General features: G+C 70.2%; 13 protein-coding genes. 5 read left to right on the forward strand and 8 right to left on the reverse strand.

Features of this window, described 5'->3' with window-relative positions; translation table 11 throughout:
- Positions 1 to 5: 5 nt before the first annotated feature.
- The 7 genes from ABC766_RS17150 to ABC766_RS17180 form a co-directional block, all read right to left on the reverse strand.
- Positions 6 to 1,145, reverse strand: a complete 1,140-nt coding sequence (locus ABC766_RS17150) for an amidohydrolase/deacetylase family metallohydrolase (RefSeq protein WP_111474328.1) — start codon at positions 1,143 to 1,145, stop codon at positions 6 to 8.
- A 133-nt stretch (positions 1,146 to 1,278) separates the two neighbouring features.
- On the reverse strand, positions 1,279 to 2,295 hold the full coding sequence (locus tag ABC766_RS17155; protein ID WP_345819110.1) for an oligopeptide/dipeptide ABC transporter ATP-binding protein: 1,017 nt from the start codon (positions 2,293 to 2,295) through the stop codon (positions 1,279 to 1,281).
- Positions 2,292 to 3,305: an ABC transporter ATP-binding protein gene (locus ABC766_RS17160; RefSeq protein ID WP_043350053.1), complete on the reverse strand. Its 1,014-nt coding sequence runs from the start codon at positions 3,303 to 3,305 to the stop codon at positions 2,292 to 2,294. Before ABC766_RS17160 ends, ABC766_RS17155 begins: the two co-directional genes overlap by 4 nt.
- Positions 3,305 to 4,279, reverse strand: coding sequence for an ABC transporter permease (locus ABC766_RS17165; protein ID WP_043350054.1), 975 nt, complete (start codon positions 4,277 to 4,279; stop codon positions 3,305 to 3,307). Before ABC766_RS17165 ends, ABC766_RS17160 begins: the two co-directional genes overlap by 1 nt.
- Positions 4,276 to 5,217, reverse strand: a complete 942-nt coding sequence (locus tag ABC766_RS17170) for an ABC transporter permease (protein WP_043350057.1) — start codon at positions 5,215 to 5,217, stop codon at positions 4,276 to 4,278. The genes ABC766_RS17165 and ABC766_RS17170 overlap by 4 nt, the downstream gene beginning before the upstream one ends.
- A gap of 194 nt (positions 5,218 to 5,411) precedes the next feature.
- Positions 5,412 to 6,998, reverse strand: coding sequence for an ABC transporter substrate-binding protein (locus tag ABC766_RS17175; protein WP_345819111.1), 1,587 nt, complete (start codon positions 6,996 to 6,998; stop codon positions 5,412 to 5,414).
- Between the two features lie 436 nt (positions 6,999 to 7,434).
- On the reverse strand, positions 7,435 to 8,712 hold the full coding sequence (locus ABC766_RS17180; protein ID WP_043350062.1) for a polyhydroxyalkanoate depolymerase: 1,278 nt from the start codon (positions 8,710 to 8,712) through the stop codon (positions 7,435 to 7,437).
- Positions 8,713 to 8,969: 257 nt separating this feature from the next.
- On the opposite strand from ABC766_RS17180, the gene ABC766_RS17185 reads away from it, so the two are divergent.
- From ABC766_RS17185 to purQ, 5 genes are all read left to right on the forward strand, one after another.
- Positions 8,970 to 10,355 (forward strand): ActS/PrrB/RegB family redox-sensitive histidine kinase, encoded by a 1,386-nt coding sequence (locus tag ABC766_RS17185; RefSeq protein WP_043350081.1) that lies wholly within the window; start codon positions 8,970 to 8,972, stop codon positions 10,353 to 10,355.
- A gap of 46 nt (positions 10,356 to 10,401) precedes the next feature.
- Entirely contained in the window at positions 10,402 to 11,001 is a 600-nt protein-coding gene (locus ABC766_RS17190; RefSeq protein WP_043350065.1) for an ActR/PrrA/RegA family redox response regulator transcription factor, read from the forward strand.
- Positions 11,002 to 11,105: 104 nt separating this feature from the next.
- Complete coding sequence (locus ABC766_RS17195) at positions 11,106 to 11,339, forward strand: hypothetical protein (protein WP_043350069.1); 234 nt, start codon at positions 11,106 to 11,108, stop codon at positions 11,337 to 11,339.
- 178 nt (positions 11,340 to 11,517) lie between these two features.
- Positions 11,518 to 11,757: a phosphoribosylformylglycinamidine synthase subunit PurS gene (gene purS / locus ABC766_RS17200; RefSeq protein WP_043350071.1), complete on the forward strand. Its 240-nt coding sequence runs from the start codon at positions 11,518 to 11,520 to the stop codon at positions 11,755 to 11,757.
- On the forward strand, positions 11,757 to 12,437 hold the full coding sequence (gene purQ, locus ABC766_RS17205; RefSeq protein ID WP_043350073.1) for a phosphoribosylformylglycinamidine synthase subunit PurQ: 681 nt from the start codon (positions 11,757 to 11,759) through the stop codon (positions 12,435 to 12,437). Before purS ends, purQ begins: the two co-directional genes overlap by 1 nt.
- A gap of 475 nt (positions 12,438 to 12,912) precedes the next feature.
- Here the strand turns inward: purQ and ABC766_RS17210 are convergent, their stop codons facing one another.
- A complete protein-coding gene (locus ABC766_RS17210; RefSeq protein ID WP_043350075.1) occupies positions 12,913 to 15,345 on the reverse strand; it encodes a penicillin-binding protein 1A in 2,433 nt (810 codons plus the stop codon).
- Positions 15,346 to 15,416: the final 71 nt, after the last annotated feature.

Below are 15,416 nucleotides of genomic sequence, written 5' to 3' on the forward strand. Positions count from 1 at the left end.
CGCGGTCAGGCCGGATGCCACCACCGGCCCTTCAGCACCACGCCCTCGGCGGTGATCCGCTGGGCGCCGGTCATGGTCTCCCCCCGCGTGTCGACGTAGTCGAAGGCCCCGTCCCGCACCGCCAGCACGGTGGCGTCGCCCAGCGCCCCGACCTTCAAGGTCCCGTATTCCATGCGCTTCAGCGCCACGGCGGCGTTCACCGTGGAGGCGGCGATGACGTCGGTGAGGCTCATGCCGAGGCAGAGCATCTTCGACATGGTGGTGACCTGGTCGAAGGCCGGCCCCTCGATGCAGAGCTGGTGCACGTCCGACGAGATCGTGTCCGGCAGGAAGCCCCCCGCCAGCATGGCCCGCGCCGTCCGGAAGGCGAAGGAGCCCTTGCCGTGGCCGATGTCGAACAGCACCCCCCGCGCCCGGGCCTCGCGCAGCGCCGGCTTCACGGCCCCCTGCGCGGTCACGGGCGAGTTCGGGAAGGGCCGGAAGGCGTGGGTCAGCACGTCGCCGGGGCGGAGCATGGCGAGCACGGCCTCGTAGCTCGGCGGCGGCTCGTCGATATGGGCCATCAGCGGCAGGCCGGTCTCCTCGGCGACCTGCAGGGCGATGTCCAGCGGCGCGGTGCCCTGGTCGCCGGAGGCGTGGCGCCCGACCCGGACCTTGATGCCCACGATCACGTCCCGGTTGGCCTCGGCGACCTCCACGGCCTCCCGGGGCGCCATCAGCCGCGGATCCTCGCTCTCGCCGACCATGATGGTCTTCGAGAACCCGAAGATGCCCGCGAAGGAGACGTGCAGGTAGGCGAGGATCCGCGCCTGCGACCGCTCGATCACGTGGCTGCGGAAGCCCGCGAAGTTGCCGGGTCCCGCGCTGCCGGTATCCACCGAGGTGGTCACCCCGGAGGTGCGGCAGAATTCGTCGGCGTCGATGCCCAGCGACGTGCCGCCCCAATAGACATGGGTGTGCAGGTCGATCAGGCCCGGCGTGACGATGGCGCCTTCCATGTCGCGGACCTGCGTGCCCGGGCCGGCCGGCAGGTCGCGGCCGAAGCCCGAGACCCGTCCGTCCGCGAAGGCGACGTCGCAGATCCCGTCGTGGTTCTGCGACGGGTCGATGACCCGCGCGCCCTTCAGGATGAGGTCGTGCTGCACGGTTGTCTCCAAAAGCCGTCTGCAGGGATCCGATCCGTCATCGCGCGCGCAGCGAAGCGACCCAGGGATCCGCCACGCTCGGGGATCGCGCGCCGCACCGGGTTGCTTCGCTGCGCTCGCAAAGACGGCTCCGTCAGGCCGCCTGGGCCGGCGCGGCCGCGTCGTTGAGGTGGCAGGCGGCGAAATGGCCGGCGCCCACGGGGTCGAGGCCGGGCACCTCGGTCCGGCAGCGGTCGAAGGCGTGCGGGCAGCGGGTGTGGAAGCGGCAGCCGGAGGGCGGGTTGATCGGGCTCGGCACGTCGCCCTTGAGCACGATGCGGGTGCGCCCGGCCCCGGGCTCGGGGATCGGCACCGCCGAGAGCAGGGCCTGCGTGTAGGGGTGCTTCGGGGCCAGGAACAGATCGCGGCGGGGCCCGATCTCGACGATCTTGCCGAGATACATCACCGCCACCCGGTGGGTCATGTGCTCGACGATGGCGAGGTCGTGGGAGATGAACAGCATGGCGAGGTCGAGCTCGCGCTGAAGATCCCGCAGCAGGTTGACGATCTGCGCCTTCACGGAGACGTCGAGCGCCGAGACCGCCTCGTCGCAGATGATCAGGTCCGGCTCGGCGGCGAGCGCCCGGGCGATGCCGATGCGCTGGCGCTGGCCCCCCGAGAACTCGTGTGGGAACCGGCCCAGCGCCTCGCGGGGCAGGCCGACCCGCTCCATCAGGCTGGCGAGCTTCGCCTCGAGGTCGGCGGCATTGCGGGCGAGGCCGAAATTGCGGATCGGCTCGGCCAGGATCGCCCGCACCCGCATCCGCGGGTTGAGGGACGAGAACGGGTCCTGGAACACCATCTGGATGTGGCGCCGCAGGGGCCGGAGCGCTCCGGCCGAGAGGTCGTCGATGCGCCGCCCGTCGAGCACCACCTGTCCGGCGGTGGGCGCGTAGAGACGCATCAGCGCCTTGGCGACGGTGGACTTGCCGCAACCGGATTCGCCGACGAGCGACAGGGTCTCGCCCCGGGCGACCGTGAAGGACAGGCCGTCCACGGCCTTCAGCACGCGGGTCGACCGGCCGAACAGGCCGCCGCCGAGGGAAAAGTGCTTCTTGAGGTCGTTGACCTCCAGCAGGGTGCGGGCGGCGGGTGCGGGCGTGGCGCTCATGCCGCGAGGGCGTCCTTCGGCGCGTAGTGGCAGGCGGCGAGGTGGCCGGGCGCCTTCGGCTCCAGGGCCGGCGCGTAGGCGCGGCACAGGTCGGTCACGTCCGGGCAGCGCCCGGCGAAGACGCAGCCCTCGATCCGGCCCTTCAGGCTCGGGACCATGCCGGGGATCTCGGCGAGCCGCGCGTCGGCCCCGTGCTCGACGGCGCCGAGCTTCGGCACCGCCCCCATCAGGCCCCGCGTGTAGGGATGGCGCGGCGCCCGGAACAGGTCGCGGACCGGCGCCTCCTCGACCTTGCGGCCGGCATACATCACCACCACCCGGTCGGCGACCTCGGCCACCACCCCGAGATCGTGCGTGATCAGCATGATCGCGGCCCCGACCCGGGCCTTCAGGTCGCGCATCAGGTCGAGGATCTGGGCCTGGATGGTCACGTCGAGCGCCGTGGTCGGCTCGTCGGCGATCAGGAGCTTGGGCGAGCAGGCGAGCGCGATGGCGATCATCACCCGCTGGCGCATGCCGCCGGAGAGCTGGTGCGGGTATTCCCGCACCCGGCGCCGGGGCTCGGGGATACCGACCAGCGTCAGCATCTCGATTGCCCGCTCCTCGGCCTCCCGGCGGCCGAGGCCCTGGTGCAGGCGCAGGGTCTCGCCGATCTGGCGGCCGACCGTCAGGACCGGGTTCAGCGAGGTCATCGGCTCCTGGAAGATCACGCTGATGTCGTTGCCGCGGATCTTGCGCATGGCGCTGTTGGGCAGGTCGAGGAGGTTGGTCCCCTCGAACTTGATGGCGCCGGCGATGCGGGCCGGCGGCTCGGGCAGGAGCCGCAGGATCGACATGGACGTCACGGACTTGCCGCAGCCGGATTCGCCGACGATCGCCAGGGTCTCCCCCGACTGGATCGCGAACGAGACCCCGTCCACCGCCCGGTTCACCCCGTCGGGGGTGCGGAAATGGACCTGCAGGTTCTCGATCGACAGGAGGGGTGCGCCGCTCATGCTGCCGGTCCTCATCAGACGTCTTTCGCCATGCGGGGATCGAGGGCGTCGCGCAGGCCGTCGCCGACGAGGTTCACGGCCAGCACCGTCATCGAGAGGAAGATCGCCGGGAACAGGATGATGTAGAACTTTACCTGCCAGAGGGCCCGGCCCTCGGCCATGATGTTGCCCCAGGACGGCGTCGAGGGCGGCACGCCCGCGCCGATGAACGACAGGATCGCCTCGGTGATCATCGCGGAGGCGCAGATGTAGGTCGCCTGCACGGTCATGGGCGCCAGCGTGTTGGGCAGGATGTGGCGCCAGATGATCGCCGGCATCCGCGTGCCCGTGGTCACCGCCGCCTCGACATAGGGCTGCTCGCGCAGGGACAGGACCACGCCGCGCACGAGGCGGGCGACGCGCGGGATCTCCGCGATGGTGATCGCCACGATGACGTTCTGGACCGAGCCGCGGGTGAGCGCCATCAGCGCCACCGCGAGCAGGATCGGCGGGATCGACATCATGCCGTCGACGATCCGCATGACGATCCCGTCGAGCCAGCGCACCATGCCGGAGACAAGGCCGACCGCGAGCCCGGCGATCGAGGCGAGGAACGCCACCGAGAAGCCGACCAGCAGCGAGACCCGGGCGCCGTAGACCACCCGCGAGTAGACGTCGCGGCCGAGCATGTCGGTGCCGAACCAGTATTGCGCGGACGGAGCCCGGGTGCGCTTGGCGGGCGCCAGGGCGGTCGGGTCGACGGTGCCGAGATACGGCGCCAGCAAAGCCATCAGGAAGACGACGAGGAGCAGCACGCCCCCGACCACGATGGTCGGGTTGCGGCGGATATAGGTCCAGACCGGGCCCCGGCGCTTGCGGGCCGGGAACACGTCGGGCAGCGGCGCCGCGATGGCGAGGCCCGGCGGCGGGGGCGCCTTGGGGGCGGTCGCCTCGGACGGGGTCCCCGCCTGCGGGGCGCTGCTGGGGAAGGGCGCGACGGTCGCGGTCAATAGCGGATCCTCGGGTCGAGCACGGTGTAGAAGAGGTCGATGGCGAGGTTCACCAGCACGTAGACGAAGCTGAACAGCAGGACGACGCCCTGGATGACCGGGTAGTCGCGCCGCAGGATCGCATCGACGGTGAGGCGCCCGAGTCCGGGAATCGCGAAGACCGTCTCGGTCACCACCGCGCCGCCGATCAGCAGGGCGATGCCGATGCCGATGACGGTTACGATCGGCACCGCGGCGTTCTTGAGGGCGTGGACGAACAGGACCGGCCCCTGCCCCAGCCCCTTGGCCCGGGCGGTGCGGACGTAATCCTGCTGGAGCACGTCGAGCATGGTCGCCCGGGTCACCCGGGCGATCAGCGCGATGTAGACGAGGCCGAGCGTCACCGCCGGCAGGATCAGGTTGGACAGCCAGGGCCACAGGCCCTGCTCGATCGGCGTGTAGCCCTGGACGGGCAGCCAGCCGAGTTCGAGGGCGAAGACGTAGGCGAGCACGTAGCCGACCACGAAGACCGGGACCGAGAAGCCCGTCACGGCGAGGCCCATCACGAGGCGGTCGATCAGGCTGCCGGCCTTCCAGGCGGCGACGACGCCGAGCGGCACCGCCACCACGATGGCGAAGACCAGGGTGACCAGCATCAGCGAGACGGTGGGCTGCACCCGCTGGCCGATCATGGTGGTGACCGGCAGGTTGGTGAAGATCGAGGTGCCGAGATCCCCGTGGAGGATCTGCCAGGACCATTCCCAGAACCGCACCAGGAAGGGCCGGTCGAGGCCGAGCGTGGCGCGGATGCGGGCGACGTCGTCGGGCGTCGCCTGGTCGCCCGCGATGATCGCCGCCGGATCGCCGGGGGCGAAGTAGAGGAGGCTGAAGACGAACAGCCCGACCACCGCCATGACCGGGATGGTGGCGAGGATGCGCCTGCCGATATAGCCGAGCATGGGTCCTCGCTATCGTGCCGGCCTGCAGGGCGCCGAACCGTCTCCGGCCGAGGCGCGGGTCCCCTCTCCCGTGCGGGAGAGGGACAGGGTGAGGGTCGAGAAGGTGCCGGAGAGGTCGCACCCCTCACCCCGACCCGCTCCCGCACGGGAGAGGGGGCATGTCGCGCTGCTGGCGGGGGTCAGAGCGTAATCCATCACGCCTTCGACACGCCCCAGGTGAACGGGATCGGCCCCTTCACGATGCCCGAGACGGTCTTCCGCCACGCCTGGTAGCCGAGGAAGAACCCGGTCGGGACGTAGACCACGCCCTCGCAGGCGGCGGCGTTGACCTTGTCGATGGCGGCTTTCTCGGCGGCCGGGTCGGCGGCGTCGAACCATTCGGCGATGGCCGTCTCCACCGGCGGGATGTTCGGCCAGCCGAACCACGCCTTGTCGCCGCTCGCCCGCACCGCCGGGTAGCCCGCCGGGTTGATGCAGTCGGCGCCCGCGTGCCACGTGTGGAACATGTTCCAGCCGCCCTGGGACGGCGGTGCCTTGGAGGCCCGGCGGGTGCCGGTGGTGCCCCAGTCGGTGGCGACGAAGTCGACGTTGAAGCCCATCTGCTTCAAGAGGTCGGCGGTGATGTCGCCCTGCGCCTTGGTGATTCCCTGGTCCTGCGCCACGATGCAGACCACCGGCTCGCCCTTGTAGCCGGCTTCCTTGAGCAGCTTCTGGCCGAGCTTGATGTCGCCCTTGCCGACGTTGCCGCCGCCCGCCTCGCTGTAGAGGGGCGTCCCCGGCGTGAAGAAACCCGGCAGCTTCTTCCACAGGCCGTCGTCGTCGCCGACGATCGCCCGCATGTAATCCTCCTGGCTCATCGCGGTCATGACCGCCTGCCGGATCTTCGGATTGTCGAAGGGCGGGTGCAGGTGGTTCATCCGGAACGACCCGACATTGCCCAGCGGGTCGGCGATATCGACGTTGAGGTTGCTGTTCTTGCGCAGCAGCGGGACGAGGTCGGAGATCGGGTTCTCCCACCAGTCGACCTCGCCGTTCTGCAGGGCCGCCGAGGCGGTGGCGGCGTCCGGCATGATCACCCACTCGACCCGGTCGACCAGCATGCGCTTGCCGCCCGCGAGCCAGGAATTCGGCTCGTCGCGGGGCTTGTAGTCGGTGAAGGTCTCGAACACCGCCCGGGCGCCCGGCACCCACTCGTTGCGGACGAACTTCATCGGGCCCGAGCCGACATATTCGGAGATCTGCGTGAACGGGTCGGTCTTGGCGATCCGCTCCGGCATCATCAGGGCCATCGGCGCGTTGGTCTTGCCGAGCGCGTAGAGCAGCTTCGGGAAGGGCTTCTTCAGGCGCCACTGGAAGGTCTTGTCGTCGGTCGCCGCGAGGTCGTCCTGGATCCCGCGGATCATCAGGCCGATCGGGTCCCGGGCCATCCAGCGGGTGAGGCTCGCCACCACGTCCTTGGCGAGAACCGGCTCGCCGTCATGCCACTTGAGGCCGGGGCGCAGCCGGAAGGTCCAGGTCAGCTTGTCGCCCGAGACCTCCTCGGACTCGACCATCTGGCGCTGCGGCTTCAGCTGCGCGTCGACGCCGTAGAGCATGTCCCAGACGAGGGTGCCGGCGTTGCGCACCACGTACTGGGTCCCCCAGATCGGGTCGAAATTGGCGAGGTTCGCCTGCGGCACGAAGCGCAGCACCTTCGCGCCCTGCGCCAGGGCCGGCCGCGCGATCTGCGGTGCCGCCAGCCCGAGCGCGGCCGAGCCCTTCAGGAACGTCCTGCGGTCCATCGTCTTCTCCCTGGCGGTGCGGGTCTCAGGCCCGAAGCGCCGGCCCACACCTTGCGGGCGAGTTTGAACAATTCTTAAGCAGGGGCGCAATGGCCCGGCGTGACAATGGAGCTCGGGCAAGCGCCCGCGCGACCACCGGTCTGGGGACGGAGTCGGGCTGGGCGCAGGCGGTGCTTGCGCGGGCGGTGCTTGCGCGGATCCAGGTCACGGGGTGCATCACGCAAGCCCCGCGCCAGTCCGGCCATCACTGCGTTATGTATTCAGGATCGGCGGGGGATTTTTTCGCGCGCGGGCGCAGGGCGAGACTTCGCCGGAGCCGGTGCGGCCTCACTGCGCGGCGCGCAGCGGTCGGAGCCGTGTGAGCATCGTCGTCCGCAGGGGACGGGGCCCGTCGCGCCTGTCCCGGGCGCGACGGGCGGAGGCTGGACGTAACGCCTCAGCCCACCTGCCGCAGGTGGCTGCCCCGCGTGCCGGGCACCGCCTGCATGGCGCGGATGAAGGCGGCGATGCGGGGGGCGATCACCGCCCGGTAGCGGGAGCCGTTGAACACGCCGTAATGGCCGACGCCGGCCTGGAGATGGTAGGCCTTGCGGGCGTCGGGCAGGTTCGGCGTGAGGTCCAGGGCCGCCTTGGTCTGGCCGACGCCGGAGATGTCGTCGTTCTCGCCCTCGACCGCGAGGATCGCGCAGCGGCGGATGGCTCCGAGATCGACCGGCGTGTCCCGGTGGCGCATCCGGCCCGTGGGCAGGGCGTGGTCGACGAACACGGTCTGCACGGTCTGGAGGTAGTACTCGGCCGTCAGGTCCATCACGGCGAGGTACTCGTCGTAGAATTCGCGGTGCTTCTCGGCCGAATCGCCGTCGCCCTTCACCAGGTGGTCGAACATGTCCGAATGGGCGGTGACGTGCCGGTCGAGGTTCATCGCCATGAAGCCCGACAGCTGCAGGAAGCCCGGATAGACCCGGCGCCACGCCCCCGGGTAGATCGGCGGCACGAGGCTGATCGTGTTCTGCTCGAACCACGCCTGGCCGCGCTCCTGCGCGAGGCAGTTCACCGCGGTGGGCGAGCGGCGGGTGTCGATCGGGCCACCCATCAGGGTCATGGAGGTCGGCACCGCCGGCTCGTCGGCCGCCTCCATCAGCGCCACCGCGGCGAAGACCGGCACCGCCGGCTGGCACACCGCCATGACGTGCAGGTCCGGCCCGAGGACGGCGAACATCTCCTGCAGGTAGTCGATGTAATCGTCGAGGTCGAACTGGCCCGCGAACAGCGGCACCATCCGGGCATCGGTCCAGTCGGTGACGAACACCCGGTGGTTCGGCAGCATCGCCTCGACGGTGCCGCGCAGGAGCGTGGCGTAGTGGCCCGACATCGGCGCGACGATCAGCAGCTTGGGCTGCGCCTCGGCGGGGGGCGTCGGGAAGGCGCGGTCGAAGGCGATCAGGCGGCAGAACGGCCGCTCCCAGACCACCCGCTCGGTGACCGGGACCGGCGCGCCGTCGACGACCGTCTCGGTGAAGCCGAAGGCGGGCTTGCCGTACTGGCGGGTGACGCGCTCGAACATCTCGCAGCCGGCGCTCACCGCGCGGGCATAGGGGCCGTAGGCCAGGGGGTTGCCCGGCAGCTGCAGCCCGTAGCGCGTCAGATCGGCGGCAACGCGGGCGGGCGCCATCAGGGCGCGGGCGCCCTCGTACATCGAATAGGCCAGCAGCATCGTCACCTCGCGGTCTCGGTCCGGCCGCCGGCATTGCGCCGCACGGCCCGTCCCCTGCAACCCGAATCGGTAGGATAATGCTCCACCCTGAACGCCGGTGGAACATCCCGGAGCCGCGGCGACTTGCCTGTGACCACGTTCACCAGCGACGACTTGTCCGGGTCGGCTTGCCGGGATCCCCGCCACCGCGTCATGCGGTGGGGATCCGCGAGAAGCCGGGCCGGTCGGGTCCGTCCGGCGACGCATCGAAACACAGCATGCCCGATACCGATCTCAGCGGCCTCGGCCGCGACGCCCGACACCTGCGGCTCGACACCTTCGTCCGCCTCCGCTGGCTCGCCGTCACGGGCCAGAGCGCGGCGGTGGTCGGGGCGCAGTTCGGCCTCGGCCTGCCGCTCCCCTTCGGCTGGTGCTTCCTGGTGATCGCCACCTCGTCCTGGCTGAACCTCGCCCTGCGGATCCGCTTCCCGGCGAGCTACCGTCTCAGCGACGATTCGGCCGCGCTGCTGCTCGCCTTCGACATCGTGCAGCTCGCGGCTCTGCTGTTCCTCACCGGCGGCCTCCAGAATCCGTTCTCGCTGCTGTTCCTCGCCCCCGTGCTGATCTCCGCGACCGCCCTCCCGCCCGAGCGGACGCTGGCGCTGGGGCTCCTGGCGGTGGGGCTCGCGACCCTGCTCGCCCTGGTGCACCGGCCCCTGCCCTGGTTCGCCGACGGGCGGATCGAGCTGCCGTTCCTGTACGTCTCCGGCGTCTGGACCGCGATCCTGCTCGGCACCGCCTTCACGGGCGTCTACGCGTGGCGGGTGGCGGAGGAGACGCGGCTCCTCGCCCAGGCGCTCGCCGCCACCGAACTCGTGCTCGCCCGCGAGCAGCACCTGTCGCAGCTCGACGGGCTGGCGGCCGCCGCTGCCCATGAATTGGGCACGCCGCTGGGCACCATCATGGTGGTGACCAAGGAGCTGATCCGCCAGCTCGGCCCCACCGCCTCGCCGGCGGTGGCGGAGGATCTCAACCTGCTGCGCGAGCAGGTCGACCGCTGCCGCGGCATCCTCGGCAAGCTGACCTCCCTCGACGGGGACGGGGTCGGCTTCCTGGAGACGGTCACGTTCAGCCACCTCGTGGAGGAGCTGGTGGCGCCCCAGCGGGCGCTGGGCGCCGCCCTCGACGTCACCAGCGCCGGCGACGGCCCGGAGCCGGCCTGCCGCCGCAACCCGGGCGTCATGTTCGGCCTCGCCAACATCCTCGACAACGCCGTGGACTTCGCCGAGGCCCGCGTCTCCGTCGAGGGGCGCTGGACGCCCGACCGGGTCTGGATCGAGATCCGCGACGACGGGCCGGGCTTCTCCAGCGAGGTGCTGCTGCGGGCCGGCGAGCCCTACGTCACGACCCGCAGCCACGACCGGCCGCAATCCGGCGAGACCGTGGGGGCCGGGCTCGGCCTGGGCCTGTTCATCGCCAAGACCCTGATCGAGCGCTCGGGGGCGCAGCTCGCCCTGATGAACGTCGCCGCGCCGGACGCCCATGGGGCGATCGTGCGGGTCTCCTGGGCCCGCCACATCTTCGAGCGGGGGGCGGCGCCGCGACATTCTCCGGAACTCAGTATCCGCGCCCCCCTGCCACCGCGCGATGCCGTACCTATATGAGGCACAGACCAAGAACCCGACGACGAAAACCCAAAAGGAGTGTCGGATGCTCACGCAGCCCGGGACTGTGGCGGCGACCAACCCCGCCGTGATCGACGATGCCGATCCGCTGGCCGCCTTCTCCGACCGCAGCCTGTTGATCGTTGACGACGACAAGCCCTTCCAGACCCGCCTCGCCCGCGCCATGGAGAGCCGCGGCTACCACGTGCAGGTGGCCGACAGCGTCGCGGACGGCGTCTCGGCCGTCGAGGCGCGCGCGCCCGCCTTCGCGGTGATCGACATGCGCCTGGGCGACGGCAACGGCCTGGACGTGATCGCCCGCCTCAAGGAGCGCCGTCCCGAGGCCCGGGGCGTGATCCTGACCGGCTACGGCAACATCGCCACGGCGGTGACCGCGGTGAAGCTCGGCGCCTTCGACTACCTCGCCAAGCCCGCCGATGCCGACGAGATCCACGGCACGCTGATGGCGCAGCCGGGCGAGCGGGCCGACCCGCCGGAGAACCCGATGTCGGCGGACCGGGTCCGCTGGGAGCACATCCAGCGCGTCTACGAGCTGTGCAGCCGCAACGTGAGCGAGACCGCCCGGCGCCTCAACATGCACCGGCGGACCCTGCAGCGGATCCTGGCCAAGCGCGCGCCGCGCTGACGCGGGATCCGTCCCGTCGGTTGCATCACGCGGCCGCTCCGGGCTAGCTGCGCGCGTCCCGGACGGCGCGTCCGGGACGCGAAATCGATTCGAGGGCGGATCTCGTGAACGGGCGCAACGCCATCACCATCATCAGCATGATGGTCCTCGTCGGCACCGAGGTGTTCGCCGTGGCCATCGCGGCGGGCTGGGCCATCGCGGGCATCTTCGATCTCGGCGAGCGGGTGGGACACGTCCTGATGGGCGTGTTCAGCCTGTTCGCGGCCTGGGTCATGCTTCAGCTCTGGCGCCGGGCCACCAGCATCGAGCCGCTGCGGAGCCCGGCCACGCATCGCTGAGCGAGTGCGCCTGCTCTAGAAATATTCGTCAAGTTGCACCGAATACCGGAATTATCCCCATGCGTGCGGGGTGTTCGACAGTTCGGCGGCCTTCCTGCTAGAAGCGGTCCGCGGCGGTCTGTGTGACGATGTCGCAGGTCACACTCCCGTCCCGGACACGCGTGAGACCCGAAGATCCATGAAAGCCCGTATCATCGTCACCCTGAAGACCGGTGTGCTGGACCCGCAGGGTAAGGCGATCGAGGCCGCACTCAGATCCCTCGGCATCGAGGGCGTCGACGGCGTCCGGCAGGGCAAGGTCTTCGACATCGAGGTCTCTGCGGTCGACAGCGCCGCCGCGGAGGCGACGTTGCGCACGGCCTGCGAGAAGCTCCTGGCCAACACCGTCGTCGAGAATTACGCGATCGAGATCCTCTGATGCACGCCGCGGTCGTCGTCTTCCCGGGTTCCAACCGCGAATCGGACGTCGTCCGGGCCCTGCGGCGATCCGGCGCGCAGGTGAGCCTCGTCTGGCACGCGGACCACGAACTGCCCGCCGGCACCGACCTCGCCGTGCTACCCGGCGGCTTCTCGTACGGCGACTACCTGCGCTGCGGCGCCATCGCCGGCCGGGCCGCCGCCATGGATGCGGTGCGGGCCCACGCGGCGCGCGGCGGACTCGTGCTCGGCATCTGCAACGGCTTCCAGATCCTGTGCGAATCCGGCCTTCTGCCCGGCGTGCTGATGCGCAACGTCGACCGGCGTTTCATCTGCCACCGCCAGACGCTCCGGGTCGAGCGCACCGACACCCGCTTCACCAGCGCCTACGCCCCGGGTCAGGTCATCGACGTCTGCGTCGCCCACGGGGAAGGCAATTACTTCGCCGATCCCGAGACGCTGGCGCGGATCGAAGGCGAGGGCCGGGTCGCCTTCCGGTACTGCGACGCCACCGGCGCCATCACCGTGGAGGCCAACCGTAACGGCTCCCTCAACGCCATCGCGGGCGTCCTGTCGGAGACCGGGAACGTGCTCGGGATGATGCCGCACCCGGAGAACTTCGTCGAAGACCTGATCGGCGGAACCGACGGGCGCGGCCTGTTCGACAGTCTGGCGGCCTGAGATCAGCGGCCGAAGATTTGTATTAATTGCCGATTAAGGTTTCCGGGGCATAAAGAGGCATCCAGTGATCTGGATGTCGAGTTGGACATGTTCGTCCGCTCTGTTTTGATGCCTCCCTGATGACTCTTCGAGCCGCTCCATCCGGGGCGGCTTTTTTCTGCGCGGATGCCAGTGCGCGGATCGCGCGAGCCACGTCTTCCGGCCCGCGCAGGGCCGCTGCCGCGCCCCGGAACGACGGCACGAACCCTGAATCGTCCAGGGCAGGCACCCTGATCCCACGCGGGAGGGGGACAGGATGAGGCCGGATCCGTGACCCTCGTCGAGGCCGTGACGCGGCTTCAGAACGCCGCTCCGGCGTCGGCGCTGCGCCCGCTGGGGATCCGCAACAGAAAGCCCAGGCCGGGCGGACCCGACCTGGGCAGACTCGACTCGGGCAGACCCGACTTGAGCGGAACGCGAGCCGGGACCGGTCGCTTCAGTACAATCCGCCGGCCTGCGCGGCCCGGTCGGGATCGGCCGGGACCGCCGCGGGGGCGGCGGCCTGGCCACCGCCCGAGGACGACGGCGCCACGTAGGAATCCGCCGGTGCGGTACCGGGCTTAAACGCCTCCAGGATGGTCCCGGCGCCCTCGCCGGACCCCGCACGGGTGCCGCTGGCGAGATTGATGCGGATCAGCTTGATCCCCGGGGGGACGCGGAACGGCGTCGGCGGCTTGTCCTTGAGGGCGGTCTTGAGGAACTCCAGGGCGATCGGTGCCGCCAGCCCGCCGCCGGTGGCGCGGTCGCCGAGCGAGCGCGGCTTGTCGAAGCCGATATAGATGCCGACCGCCAGATCCGGCGAGAAGCCTACGAACCACGCGTCCTTGGCGTCGTTGGTCGTGCCGGTCTTGCCGGCGAGCGGCTTGCCGATCTGCTTCAGGATCGTCGCGGTCCCGCGCTGGACCACGCCCTCCATGATCGAGACCATCTGGTAGGCGGTCAGCGGGTCGAGCACCTGCTCGGAATCGTCCACCAGCTTCGGCTCGTCCTGGCCGGACCACTTCTCGGCGTCGCAGCCGATGCATTTGCGGTTGTCGTGGCGGTAGATGGTCTCGCCGATGCGGTCCTGGATCCGGTCGATCAGGGTCGGCCGGATGCGCCGGCCGCCATTGGCCAGCATCGAGTAGGCGGTGACCATGCGCATCACCGTGGTCTCGCCCGCGCCCAGCGACATCGGCAGAACCGGCAGCATGTCGTCGTAGACGCCGAAGCGGCGGGCGTACTCGGCGATGAGCGGCATGCCGACATCCTTGGCGAGCCGCACCGTCATCAGGTTCTTCGAGTGCTCGATGCCGTAGCGCAGGGTGTGGGGGCCGCCGGACTTGCCGTCGTAGTTCGAGGGCGTCCAGGCCTCCTGGCCGGGGCCGGCCTCGATGGTGATCGGGGTGTCCTGGATGATCGAGGCGGGCGTGTAGCCGTTGTCCAGCGCCGCCGAGTAGACGATCGGCTTGAACGAGGAGCCGGGCTGGCGCATCGCCTGGGTGGCGCGGTTGAACTCGGATTCGTCGTACGAGAAGCCGCCGACCATCGCGTGCACCCGGCCCGTATTCGGGTCCATGGCCACGATGGCGCCGGAGACCTCGGGCTTCTGGCGCAGGCGGAACTGGCCGCGGCCGCCATCCATCGCCTCGACATAGACCATGTCGCCGGGCTGGAGATTGGCGCGGCCGGCCCAGCGCATGCCCTCGGGCGTGATCACGCCGGTCTCGCGGTCCTTGACCACCTGGCCGGAGGCCTCGCGCTTGGGCTGCAGGCCGATCTGCACGCCGCCGCCGCCATTGCCCAGCACCACGGCGAGGCGCCAGGGTGCCACGTCGCCCAGCGCCGGAACCTCGGCCGCCGCCATGCCCCAGTCACGCCCGGTCAGGTCGACCTTGGTGACCGGCCCGCGCCAGCCATGGGCCTGATCGTAGCGCACGAGGCCGTCGACCAGCGCCTTGCGGGCCCAGCCCTGCATCTTCGGATCGAGGGTCGTGCGCACCGAGAGGCCGCCCTCGTAGAGCTTCTTCTCGCCGTAGCGCTCGGAGATCTCGCGGCGGACCTCCTCGGTGAAGTAATTGGCGTTGGCGGCGTTCGGGAAGGCGACGCGCGGGTTGACGCCGAGCGGCATCTTCTTGGCGGAATCCGCCTCCTCCTTGGTGATGTAGCCGTTCTCCGCCATCAGGCGGATGATCTCGTTGCGGCGGTCCAGCGCCGCCTGGGTCTTGCGGTAGGGGTGGTAGTTGTTCGGCCCCTTCGGCAGGGCGGCGAGGTAGGCCGCCTCGTTGATGGTCAGCTCGTGGACCGATTTTCCGAAGTAATCCAACGCCGCTGCCGCCACGCCGTGGAGGTTGCGGCCCGGCACGATCGTGCCGAGGAAGATCTCGTTGAGGTACAGCTCGAGGATCTTGTCCTTCGAGTAGGCCGCCTCGATCCGGAGCGCCAGCAGCGCCTCCTTGATCTTGCGGTCGTAGGTCTGCTCGGAGGAGAGCAGGAAGTTCTTGGCGACCTGCTGGGTGATGGTCGAGGCGCCCTGCCGCTTGCCCGACTTGGCGTTGGTCAGGAAGGCGCGCACGATCCCCTCGGGGTCGATGCCGCCGTGCTTGTAGAAATTCTTGTCCTCGGCCGACAGGAAGGCCGCGACGACGATCTTGGGCATCGCCTGGATCGGCAGGTACAGCCGGCGCTCGCGGGCATATTCGGCGAGCAGCGAACCGTCCGCCGCGTGGACGCGGGTCATCACCGGCGGCTCGTAATTGGCGAGCGCCGCGTGGTCGGGCAGGTCCTGGCTGTACTTCCAGTAGAAGTACCCGCCCACCGCCGCGCCGACCACGAACAGCACCGCGCCAGCGCTGAACAGGATCCCGAAGAAACGAAGGATCAGACGCATCCGGTGTTCCGCTCGTCGCTGGCCCGGCCGAATGCCGGAATCGGCTCATCCGGCGCGTGCGTCCGCTCTCG

The organism is Methylobacterium fujisawaense (assembly GCF_039619325.1).
GTDB classification, from domain to species: Bacteria; Pseudomonadota; Alphaproteobacteria; order Rhizobiales; family Beijerinckiaceae; genus Methylobacterium; species Methylobacterium fujisawaense.